This is a genomic window from Pseudomonas fjordensis, assembly GCF_976987115.1.
In genome coordinates, this window is record NZ_OZ336860.1 from 503,958 (window position 1) to 515,690 (window position 11,733).

The following is an 11,733-nucleotide window of genomic DNA, read 5'->3' on the forward strand; positions in this document are numbered from 1 at the left end:
TCAAGACGAACAACTAATCTCCAAATGCTTGCCCCAATCCGGCGGCCGTTGCGCGTACTGCTCCATCCCCGCTTGTTCCTCAAACGGCCTGGCCAGCACTTCATGCAGCCGCCGCACTTCGCTGTAGTCGCCGGATTCGGCGGCGGCGATGGCGTTTTGCGCCAGGTAGTTGCGCAGGATGTAGAGCGGGTTGACCGCGTGCATGCGCTCGCGGCGCTGTTCCTGGGTGTAATCCCCATCCCGCGCAACGCGGGCTTTGTACTGCTCGGCCCAGGCGTCGAACCCGGCCATGTCGACAAAGTCATCACGCAGCCGCGTCACGGCCAGTGCAGCGGGTTCATCGCCCAGGCGTCGGAAGAACAGTGTGTAGTCCACGCCGCTGTTCTGCATCAGCTTGAGCAAGCGCTCCACCAACTGCTGGTCGTCGTCTTCGGCGGTGGTCAGGCCCAGGCGGCGGCGCATCAGGTCCAGGTAGTGCGCCTGGTACAGCGGCAGGTACAGGCCGAGGGCTTCCTTCAGCGCGTCAACGCTGATGAACGGCGTGAGCGCCTGGGCCAGGGCGCTGAGGTTCCACTGCCCGATCGGCACCTGGTTGCTGAAGGAGTAGCGCCCTTCATGGTCGGAATGGTTGCAGATGAAGTGCGCGTCAAAATCATCGAGAAACGCGAAGGGCCCGAAGTCGAAGGTAATGCCCAGGATCGACATGTTGTCGGTGTTCATCACGCCGTGGCAAAAGCCATAGGCCTGCCACTTGGCGATCATTTCGGCGTTGCGCTCGACGATTTCGCGGAACATTGCCAGGTAAGGTTCGGGCTGCTCGCGGCACTCGGTGTAGTGCAGGTTCAGCACATGTTCGGCCAGTTCGGCCTGCTGCTCGGGTTTCTTGGTGTAGTAAAAGTATTCGAAGTGCCCGAAGCGGATGTGGCTGTGGGCCAGGCGCAAAACCATGGCGCCGCGTTCCTGTTTCTCCCGCCATACCGGCGTGCTGGAGCCGATCACGCACAGGGCGCGGCTGGTGGGGATGCCCAGCGCATGCAGAGCCTCGGAGGCGAGGAATTCACGAATCGAAGAGCGCAACACCGCCCGCCCGTCGCCCATGCGTGAGTAAGGCGTCATCCCGGCGCCCTTGAGGTGCAAATCCCAATGCTCGCCGGCTTCGTTATAGACCTCGCCCAGCAATAATCCGCGGCCATCGCCCAACTGCGGGGTATAGCCGCCGAATTGATGCCCGGAATACACCATCGCCCGTGGTTCTGCCTCGGCCCACAGCTTGTGGCCGCCGAACAGCTCGGCAAATACCGGCGTTTGGGCCACGGCCGGGTCGAGGTCGAGCAGGGCCATGGCGGCCTTGCTCGCGACGACCAAGCTTGGCTCGTCGAGGGGCTCTGGTAGTACGTGGGTCGAGAATGCATCGCCCAGGCGTGCGAAGCGGTTGTCGAAGGTCAGTTCGTCGAGGGCTTTCACCGGCCATCTCCAGCAGAATGTCCGAGCATTCTGCTGGGGATAGGGCGTTTAGTCGAGTTTGCTGGGTGGCGGCTCCGGCGCATCCACTACTTTGCCTGCAGGAGGCTCGGGGGCGTCGGGCTTGTCGAGGGGCGTGGCAATGGTCTTGCGCTCGTCTTCGGCCGGCACCAATTTGTATTCCTGGCCGTGAAGGTTCTTCAGGTAGATCTCCATCTGCCGGAACGAGATGTTGATGTGCTGTTTCTTGAACTCACGGTTGATGTAGCGGTTGACCTCGTCCAGCACCGGGTTGCGGTCGCCCAGGTCGCGAACATGCATGCGCAGTTCGTGGTCGAGGGTGCTTTCGCCGAAGTTGAGGAAGTACACGTGGGGTTCCGGCTCTTTGAGTACCCGTGGGTTTTCGCGCGCCGCCTTGAGGAGCAATTCCTTCACCAGGTCCAGGTCGGAGCCGTAGTCCACGCCCAGTTTCAGGGTGACGCGGGTGATGGTGTCGGTCAGCGACCAGTTGATCAGTTGCCCGGTGATGAAGGTTTTGTTGGGGACGATGATGTCCTTGTTGTCGAAGTCGGTGATGGTGGTGGCGCGAATGCGGATCTTGCTCACCGTACCCGACAGGTTGCCGATGGTGATGGTGTCGCCAATGCGCACCGGGCGTTCGAACAAAATCATGATGCCGGAGATGAAGTTGGCGAAGATCTCCTGCATGCCGAAACCCAAGCCCACCGACAGCGCGGCGACCAGCCATTGCAGTTTGTCCCAGCTCACGCCGAGGGTGGAGAGCGTGGTGACAAAGCCCACGCCGGCAATGATGTAGGACAGCAAGGTGGTGGTGGCGTAGGCGCTGCCTTGGGCCAGGTCGAGCTTGGACAGTACCAGGACTTCCAGCAGGCCGGGCAGGTTGCGCGCCAGGGCGAAGGTGATGCCGATGATGATCGACGCGCCCAGCAGGTCGCCGATGCTGATCGGCACCATGCTGATATTCGTACCCGTGCCGCTGGTGTATTCGTACAGGGTGACGTTGTCCAGGTAGGAAAATACCGAGATCAGGTCTGACCATACCCAGTACAGCGCCGCGATAAAGCCGCCGAGCAAGGCCAGGCGGATCAGGCGCATGGACTGTTCGTTGACCTGCTCGATGTCCAGGGTTGGCTCTTCGATCACCGCTTCGCCGTCACCGGCCTCCTTGGCAGCCTGGCGTTTGGCCAGGGCGCGGGCATAGGCCAGGCGCCGTGCGGCAACACCCAGGCCGCGCACAAAGGTGGCTTCGATCACCAGCCAGAACATCAGCAGGTACAAAGTGTTGATCAGCCGGTCGCTGAGTTTCAGCGCGGTGTAGTAATAGCCAAAGCACACGGCAATAAACAGCGCGATGGGCAGGGCGGTGAACACCACGCCGATCGCTTTGCGAAACAGCGAGGCCTTTTCGTGGGTTGGGCTGTTCAGCAGCAGGCGGCCCAGCAACCAGGCCATCAGCCCGTAGCAGGTCAGTACCACGGCGATACCCAGCACGTCGTCAGCCAGTGCCGCCGGCTGGTGTTCGGCAATCGCGACCACGGCCACCAGCGCCAGTACCACCAGCCCGAGCTTGCGTATCCAGCCTTGGAGGAATTCGACCTGGGGCCTTTCCCAGCGAAAGTGCAGCTCCGCCACGCCGCCCGGCGCGAGGATGCGGTAGGCGGTGTAGAACACCAGCCAGGCCTGGGCGATCTGCAACAAGGCCGCGCCCAGGTTGGCGTTTTGCCCGCGGGCGTCGATCTGCAAGGCATAGCCGCACAGCGCCAGGCCCAGGGCCACGGGCATTGCCAAAAGGATGTTGATCAGGATGGCCTGCGGCGTGTGCCACTGGCTGTCGCGCTTGAAGTGGCCGATGTCCTGGTGAACCTTTTTCAGGCGCACATACAGCGCATTGCGCCGCCACAGCAGCGCGCCGATCAGCAACAGCAACGGCAGGAACAGCAGCGGGCGTTGGGTCAGGCCGTCATACAACTCGCTGACGCTGGACGCCCAGGGCAGGGTGGTGACCTGCTTGCTCAGGTGCGCCGGCACGGTTTCCAGCCATTCGGTGTCCAGCGGCTTGTTGCTGGGGATCCAGAACATTTGCTCGTCGAGCGTGGCGCGCAGGGTGCTGGCGGTGCTGAGCAGTTGTTTCTGGTTCAGTTGCAGGGTGATGGATTCGTTGAGCAGTGCGCTCAGTTCGCGGCTCAGGCGTTCCAGCAGGTCGCTGCGGGTGATCGCCACTTCCAGCAGGGTGCGGCGCAGTTGCGGGGTGACTTCATCTGGCGGCTGGTTGGCCAGCAGGTTGTCCACATAGGCGCTGGGGGAGGTGATCAGCTCACGCTGTTGGTTGACCTCGAACTGGTACAGGCGAATGTTGGCGATGTCGTCGGCCAGGTCTTTGTCCACGGTCAGACGCGGCAGGGCCTGCTTTTGTTTATAGAGAATCTTGGACAGCAGCAGGCTGCCCTTGAGCACGTTGATCTGCTCGTCCAGGGCCGAATCGCTTTGGGTCACGGTGTCCAGTTGCTGCTTGGTCTGCAGGTTTTTCTGGGTCAGGTCGTTGAGGCGGTCGGTGCTTTTGAGCAGGTAGTCGGACAGCTTGAGGTTGTCTGCGCTTTCCTTGGCCAGGATGCTACTGCCACCGGCTTTCTGCGCTTCGATGGACTGTTGGGTCACCGTCTGCTGGGACTGGGCCAGGCGTTTCTGGTTGATCAGGGTTTGCAAGTCTTGGATTTCTTGCTCCAGGCGTGCGGTTTTTTCCTGGATCAGGTCGTGCTGGCTGTTGCCCAAATCTTGCAGCTGGCTGTTGCCGGCCAATTCCTGGCGGCGCAGGGGAATCAAGGCATTCAGGGCCGCCAGTTCAGCGTTGAGCTGGTTGCGCTGGTCGCTGCTGAGGGGCTTGCCGTTGTCTTTGCCGAGCTTGAGCGTCGCGTTGATTTGCTGGATGCGCGTCTGGCTGCTGCTGATTTCGGTCTGGGCGCGCTCGGGGCGGGTCTGGGCGGCGATGGTCAGGCTGTTGGCGTCGGCCAGTTCTTTTTGCAGATCGCCTTGCTGGGTGCTGCGTTGCACCAATAATTGCTCAAGCTGCGGCACCGGCAGGCTGGCGTAGCGTTGGGCCACCGGGATGATTTTGGTGGCCTTGAGGCGCGCCAGCTCACGCTGGTTCTCGTTGGTCTGGCGCGGGGCCTCTTCCAGCTGGCGCTTGAGGTCGGCCAGGCGCTGCTCGTAGTCCTGCTGATTGCCCAGGTAGGTCAGGGTCTGTTGCAGGGTCGCCTGCAGCGCCTTCATGTCGGCGTCAGGCAGCTTGCGGTCGGGCAGTTTATCCAGGCTTTGCTGGACGGATTCGGCGCTGGGCGGGTCGGCGGCGTATACGCTGCCAACACAAAGGGTCAGGCCCAGCAGGGCAGTGGCGAGAAAAGTACGCAGGGTTGGCATAGAGACCGGTCTTGCAGAGTGAAGAATCGGGGCGTCGTTGTCCCGCAGTTTAGAGGAAGAGTCCGGGGCCCGGGCGACTTCCTTCGGGGAATCTGACGCCGACTTTGCCAATCTTGTTCCCGTCCATGACGGCGACGGTCCAGATAGTGTTGTTCCATTCCACCTGGTCGCCGACTACCGGTGCACCGCCCACCTTCTGGGTAATGAAGCGGCTCAATGGCATGTCCGGGTCGATACCTTCAAGCTTGAGCCCGTACAAGGCCGAAACCGCGCCCAGCTGGGCGTCGCCTTCGAGTACGAAGTCACCGAAGAAGCGCAAATCGAGGCCCCGTTGCGGCGCCTGACTGAACAGTTTGCCCAGGGCCGGCAGGTTGTGTTCGTGGCCGATCACACAGAGCAAATCGCCGACTTCCAGCACTGTACTACCCGACGGATGGAGCAGTTGCTGGCCACGAAACAGCGCGGCGATGCGCGTGCCTTCGGGCATTTTCAGCTCGCGCAGCGCCGCGCCGATGCACCATTTTTCTGCGCCCAGGCGGTAGACGAACAACTCCCACTCGCTGGTGACGTGCACTTCCAGGGCAGCGCGGGAGATCGGCGCCGGGTCTGGCGGTACGGTGACTTTGAGCAACTTGGCTACCCACGGCAGGCTGGTGCCCTGCACCAACAGCGAGACCAGCACGATAAAGAACGCCAGGTTGAAGTACAGCTGTGCATGGGGCAGGCCGGCCATCAGCGGGAACACCGCGAGGATGATCGGTACCGCGCCGCGCAGGCCGACCCAGGCGATAAATGCCTTTTCGCGGCCGTGGAACGCCTTGAATGGCAGCAGGCCAACCATCACCGACAGCGGCCGCGCAAACAGGATCATCCACAGCGCCAGGCCCAGGGCGGGCACGGCGATGGGCAACAGGTCATGGGGCGTGACCAGCAGGCCCAGCACCAAGAACATCCCGATCTGCGCCAGCCAGGCCATGCCGTCGAGCATATGCAAAATGCCATGGCGGCTGCGCACCGGGCGGTTGCCGATCACCAGCCCGCACAGGTACACGGCGAGGAAGCCGCTGCCGTGCAAGGCGTTGGTCAGGGCGAATACGAACAGGCCACCGGCGATCACCAGGATCGGGTACAGGCCGTTGGCCAGGTTGATGCGGTTGACCAGTTGCAACATCAACCAACCGCCGCCGAGGCCTACCAGGCCGCCGATGCCGAATTCGCGGATCAGGTGGGTGAGCAGGCTCCAGTGCAGGCCGGTCTGGCCGCTGGCGAGCATGTCGATCAAGGTGACGGTGAGGAACACCGCCATCGGATCGTTACTGCCCGATTCGATTTCCAGGCTGGCGCTGACCCGCTCGTTGAGGCCCTTGCCGCCCAGCAGTGAGAACACCGCCGCGGCATCCGTGGAGCCGACGATGGCGCCGATCAGCAAGCCTTGGATGATGTTGAGGTTAAACAGCCAGGCCGCGGCCATGCCCGTGAGGCCGGTGGTAATCAACACCCCCACCGTGGCCAGGGACAAGGCCGGCCACAGCGCCACGCGGAAACTCGCCACCCGGGTGCGCAAACCGCCGTCGAGCAGGATCACGGCGAGGGCGAGGTTGCCCACCAGATAGGCGGTGGGGTAGTTATCGAAAATGATGCCACCGCCGTCGACCCCGGCGGTCATGCCCACGGCCAGGATAATCACCAGAATGGGGATACCCAGGCGTGACGAAAGCGAACTCACCAGAATGCTCGCAGTCACCAGCAACGCGCCGATCAAGAACAGGCTGTTGATGGTCGTCGCATTCAAAGGCAGTACTCCAGGGCAGGGGGGGGACAGGACGCAAACTGACCATGCAGTCTGCGTGCCAGGGATTCTAACCTGTTGAATTGCTGCGCTGTCAAAAAGCTTTTTCTGATTCGCGCACAAGTAAATGTGGCAGAGGGCTTGCCTCTGTAGGAGCGAGCTTGCTCGCGAAAAACTCCCAGGCGCCACGTTCATTCAGCAAGCGCGCGTTATCGTTGGCGTTTTTCGCGAGCAAGCTCGCTCCTACAAGGGTGGGGCGGGTTTTAGGGTTAGAGGCGGAAGCGGCCGACCATCCCATTCAAGTCCACCGCCAAGCGCGACAACTCCCCGCTCGCCGCACTGGTCTGGCTGGCACCCGTGGCCGATTGCACCGACAGGTCACGGATGTTCACCAGGTTGCGGTCCACTTCCCGCGCCACTTGGGCCTGTTCTTCCGCCGCGCTGGCGATCACCAGGTTGCGCTCGTTGATCTCCACAATCGCCGTGTTGATGGTGTCCAGCGACAGGCCCGCGCCGCGGGCGATGTTAAGTGTCGATTCGGCGCGCTCGGTGCTGTTGCGCATCGAATCTACCGCGTGTTCGGTGCCTGTCTGGATGCTGCCGATCATGCGCTCGATTTCGCTGGTGGACTGCTGGGTGCGATGGGCCAGCGCCCGCACTTCATCGGCCACCACGGCGAAACCACGCCCGGCTTCCCCAGCTCGGGCTGCTTCAATTGCGGCGTTCAGGGCCAGCAGGTTGGTCTGGTCGGCCAGGCCGCGGATCACGTCCAGCACTTTGCCAATATCCCGCGACTCATTGGCCAGGTCGCCAATCAGGGAAGCGGTGGCCTGCACGTCGGTACTCATGCGTTCGATGGCGCTGACAGTTTCCTGCACCAGGTCGCGGCCGTCACCGGCAGACGTAGTGGCGTTGCGCGAGGCTTCGGACGTGCTCACCGCATTGCGTGCGACTTCTTCCACCGCGCTGGTCATCTCGTTGACGGCAGTGGCGGCCTGTTCGATTTCGTTGTTCTGCTGGGTCAGGCCACGGGCGCTTTCATCGGTGACCGCATTGAGCTCTTCAGCGGCAGACGCCAGCTGGGTGGCGGAGCCGGCGATACGTTGCAGGGTGTCGCGCAGTTTGTGCTGCATCTTGGCCATGGCCGCGAGCAGGCGCCCGGCTTCGTCGCTGCCGTCCACGGTGATCGGGCGCGTCAGGTTGCCTTCGGCGACTTCTTCGGCGGCTTCGAGCGCCTGGGCGATGGGCAGGGTGATGCTGCGGGTCAGCAACCAGGCGAACAGCAAGGTCAGCGCCGTGGCAACCACCAGCAGGCCTACCACCAGGTCAAAGGCCATGTCGTATTGGTCTTTGGCGCGCTGGTTGGTGGCGTTGGCGTCGTCGTTATTGATATCCAGCAAGCGGGTCAACACGGCGTTGACCTGCTCGGAGTTGTCCAGCAACTCGGTGTTGAGCAGGGTGCGCAGCTCGTTGACCTGATTGGCGCGAGACAGGCTCTTCATGCGCTCTTCAATCTGGCGGTACTGGCCCAGCAAGCGCACGTACTCGTTGTAGGCGTTGCGCTCTTCGGTGCTGGAAATCAGTTTTTCATAGATGCCCTGGGCTGTACGAATCTGCTGATTGCGCAGTTCAAAGGCTTCTAGGGTCTTTTGCTGTACGTCCGGCTCGCGGTTGGTCAGCAAGCGGTACGACAGCACGCGCAGGCGCAAGGTGAGTTGGGTGAATTCATCCAAGGCGCGAATGCTGGGCACGCTGGCCGAGGTGATGTCTTCGGTGGCTGCACGAATTTTGCTCATCTGGTTCAGGGCGAACACACCGAGCAACAACATCAAGGCGCCAATAAACGCGAAGCCGAGGAAGGCCCTCGGGGCGATATTCATATTACGAAGAGACATGCTGGAGTCCTGGGGGAGGCGCTATCCATGCGGCCATGAGACGAGGTGTGCCCGCCTTATCGGCCCTGCGACTAAAGTCTTAAGGGGGCGCGCGCTTTTGTCGCATCGGACCAGGGGTTGGGTGAGTTCAGGAACCAGATCGGGTAAATGCAGTCACTAAGGCTCGAAAGTGCGGCCCGGCCTTGCAACATCGGGCTGCGCGGCCAGGGATAACCCTGGCATCCGAGGTGAATTTTCTTTATCGTCACCGCCCTTTTTAAACGCCCGAGAAATCAAAATGTTAGAAGCATCCCTCAGCCAATTGGAACAACTGGTCAGCGACCTCGTACAGCAGAATCAAGAACTGCTGGGCAGCAACGAATCCCTCAAGGCCGAGCTGGCTCGCGCCAAGGACGAAAACGAAAGCCTGCAACTGAACCTGATGGAACAGGAAGAAAAGCACGGCGCCACCGCCGCCCGCATCCAGGCGCTGGTTGAGCGTGTGAGTGCAGGGCCTGTCAGCGCATGAGTGAGGGCATAAAGGTCGTTTCGATTCTCGGAGAGGATTACTCGATCAAGGCACCGGCCGGCGAAGATCAGACCCTGATGCATGCCGTGACCATGCTCAAGGCCTCCCTGGCCGTTACCAAGAAAAAGTACCCGACCCTGATCGGTGACAAGCTATTGGTACTGGCCGCGCTGAACCTGTGCGCTGAGCAGATTGAAATGCAACAGGCGCACCAGCAGGAACTCGACCGTTACCAAGAGCAAGTCAGCGCCACGGTCGATGTGATTTCCAAGGTGATCGGTCAGCCCTGAGGGCTAGAACCACTCGTCTTGCATGCCCAGGCACGTATCGTCGCGTGCCTCCAGAATCGCCAGTTCATGATGGCAGCTCGGTACTTCCCAGGTCAGGAAGTACCGGGCGGCCTGGAGCTTGCCCTTATAAAAGGCCGCATCGGCCGCGTTGCCCTTGGCCAGCCCTTCTTCGGCGCGGATCGCCTGTTCCAGCCAGCGCCAGCCAATCACCGTGTGCCCGAACACTTTCAAGTACAGCGCCGAGTTCGCCAGGCTGCTGTTGACCTTGCCTTGGGCGAGATCGGTGAGCAGGCCAATCGTGACGCTTTGCAGCCGGTTTACCAGTTGCTCCAGGGGCTCTCGCAATGCCGTGAGTGAAGGGTGCTTTTGCGCCCGGGCTCCGGTTTCGGCGATCAGGCGAATCAGTTGCTTCAAGCCGGCACCACCGTTCTGCGCCAATTTGCGCCCGAGCAGGTCCAGGGACTGGATGCCGTGGGTGCCTTCATGGATGGGGTTCAGGCGGTTGTCGCGGTAGTACTGCTCCACCGGGTATTCGCGGGTGTAGCCGTGGCCGCCAAGAATCTGGATCGCCAACTCGTTGGCCTTGAGGCAGAACTCCGACGGCCAGGATTTGACGATCGGCGTGAGCAGGTCCAGCAGTTCGTGGGCGTGCTTGCGCTCGGTGTCGGTTGCCAGGGTGGTGGTGTCATCGAACAGCCGCGCCGCGTACAGGCCTAGGTCAAAGGCGCCTTCCACATAGGCTTTCTGGGTCAGCAGCATGCGCTTGATGTCGGCGTGCTGGATGATCGCCACCGGGGCGGTGCTTGGGTCTTTGCTATCGGGCAGGCGCCCCTGGGGCCGTTCGCGGGCGTAGTCCAGGGAATAAAGGTAGCCGGCGTAACCGAGCATCACCGCGCCCATGCCCACGCCGATGCGTGCCTCGTTCATCATCTGGAACATGCAGCTCAGGCCCTGGTGCGGTTTGCCCACCAGATAGCCGACGCAGTTGCCGTTATCGCCGAAGTTAAGCGCCGTAGACGTGGTGCCGCGCCAGCCCATCTTGTGGAACAGCCCCGCCAGCAGCACATCGTTGCGAGCGCCCAGGCTGCCGTCATCGTTGACCAGGAACTTGGGCACGATAAACAGCGAAATGCCCTTCACGCCTGCGGGAGCGTCCGGCAACTTGGCCAGCACCATGTGCACGATGTTTTCCGACAGCGAATGGTCGCCACCGGAGATAAAGATCTTGTTGCCCTTGAGCCGATAACTGCCGTCAGCCGCTGGTTCTGCACGGGTACGAATATCCGACAAGGACGAACCGGCATGGGGCTCGGTCAGGGCCATGGTGCCGAAGAAGCGCCCGTCGATCATTGGCTGCAGGAAGCGTTGTTTCTGCTCCTCGGTGCCGAAGCTCTCAATGAGGTTGGCGGCGCCCATGGTCAGGAACGGGTAGGACGTCGACGCGGCGTTGGCCGATTGGAAATGCGCGAAGCAGGCCTGGGACAATAGCGTCGGCAGTTGCATACCACCTGCTTCAAAGCTGCGGGCTGCGTTGAGGAAGCCGGCTTCAAGGAAGGCGTCCACCGCCGGCTTGACCTCCGGAATCAGGATCGCCTGGCCGTTCTCATAGCGCGGTTCGTTTTCGTCGTTCTTGCGGTTGTGCGGGGCGAAGTATTTTTCTGCGATGGTGCTGGCCGTGCTGATGGCGGCATCGAAGGTTTCGCGGTTGTGCTCGGCAAACCGCTCGCGCTGGGTCAGGCCCTCGGCATCGAGGACTTCATACAGCTCGAAAGCCAGATTGCGGGAACTGAGCAGCGTCTCGGACATGGCGGCGTACCTTGGAAGGAATTGGCCTGAGTCTAAGTGCGCGAATGGAGGCTGGATAGCAAGATTGATTTAAGTGATAGAAGGGCAGAACGCTGGCGCAAGGTGGAGCACGATCAGTGTGGGAGCTGGCTTGCCTGCGAAGGCGGCCTAACAGTCAACACAGTTGGACCGGGTACATATCCATTCCTGCGGTAACGGCCACTTAGGGTTCCGCCCTGACGGCGGCTCACTTTTGAAAAGCGCAAAAGTAAGCAAAACGCTCTTGCCCCACCACTCGGCACCTCGCCTAGGCTCGGTGTGCCCGTAATCCGCCAGTGATTTGGGGGGCCGCCGCCACGCGCCATCCATGGCGCGGGGCGGCTAAACCGGCATCCCTGCCGGTTTACCCCCCAAATCCCTGTCGAATTCCGGCCAGCGTGGTTTAACGGGGCGCCTGAGATCAAGATCAAAAGCAGATCAAGATCAAGAGCGGCTCGCTTCGCATCGTGGTTACCGTCTGCTGCTACAGCCCACAAAGTTGTGTAGATACCTATGCTGCGATGGCGGACT

At 61.7% G+C, this 11,733-nt stretch carries 7 protein-coding genes and 1 pseudogene; 2 read left to right on the forward strand and 6 right to left on the reverse strand.

What is annotated here, in order from left to right:
- The 5 genes and pseudogenes from selO to ACWHXD_RS02210 all read right to left on the reverse strand — a co-directional run.
- On the reverse strand, window positions 1–1,464 hold the full coding sequence (gene selO, locus ACWHXD_RS02190; RefSeq protein WP_138761705.1) for a protein adenylyltransferase SelO: 1,464 nt from the start codon (window positions 1,462–1,464) through the stop codon (window positions 1–3).
- A gap of 48 nt (window positions 1,465–1,512) precedes the next feature.
- Window positions 1,513–4,896: a mechanosensitive channel MscK gene (mscK, locus tag ACWHXD_RS02195; protein ID WP_138761704.1), complete on the reverse strand. Its 3,384-nt coding sequence runs from the start codon at window positions 4,894–4,896 to the stop codon at window positions 1,513–1,515.
- A gap of 49 nt (window positions 4,897–4,945) precedes the next feature.
- Complete coding sequence (locus ACWHXD_RS02200) at window positions 4,946–6,688, reverse strand: potassium/proton antiporter (protein WP_003187967.1); 1,743 nt, start codon at window positions 6,686–6,688, stop codon at window positions 4,946–4,948.
- Between the two features lie 266 nt (window positions 6,689–6,954).
- Complete coding sequence (locus ACWHXD_RS02205; RefSeq protein WP_370694794.1) at window positions 6,955–7,827, reverse strand: methyl-accepting chemotaxis protein; 873 nt, start codon at window positions 7,825–7,827, stop codon at window positions 6,955–6,957.
- Window positions 7,810–8,580, reverse strand: a pseudogene (locus tag ACWHXD_RS02210) (MCP four helix bundle domain-containing protein); the annotation flags it as partial. The gene ACWHXD_RS02205 and the pseudogene ACWHXD_RS02210, both read right to left, overlap by 18 nt.
- Before the next feature lie 277 nt (window positions 8,581–8,857).
- Between ACWHXD_RS02210 and ACWHXD_RS02215 the strand changes: the two are divergent.
- Both ACWHXD_RS02215 and ACWHXD_RS02220 read left to right on the forward strand, forming a co-directional pair.
- Complete coding sequence (locus tag ACWHXD_RS02215) at window positions 8,858–9,088, forward strand: hypothetical protein (RefSeq protein ID WP_044270846.1); 231 nt, start codon at window positions 8,858–8,860, stop codon at window positions 9,086–9,088.
- Window positions 9,085–9,378, forward strand: a complete 294-nt coding sequence (locus ACWHXD_RS02220) for a cell division protein ZapA (RefSeq protein WP_003187971.1) — start codon at window positions 9,085–9,087, stop codon at window positions 9,376–9,378. The genes ACWHXD_RS02215 and ACWHXD_RS02220 overlap by 4 nt, the downstream gene beginning before the upstream one ends.
- A gap of 3 nt (window positions 9,379–9,381) precedes the next feature.
- Here the strand turns inward: ACWHXD_RS02220 and ACWHXD_RS02225 are convergent, their stop codons facing one another.
- Window positions 9,382–11,184 (reverse strand): acyl-CoA dehydrogenase, encoded by a 1,803-nt coding sequence (locus ACWHXD_RS02225; RefSeq protein WP_138761703.1) that lies wholly within the window; start codon window positions 11,182–11,184, stop codon window positions 9,382–9,384.
- Window positions 11,185–11,733 lie beyond the last annotated feature (549 nt).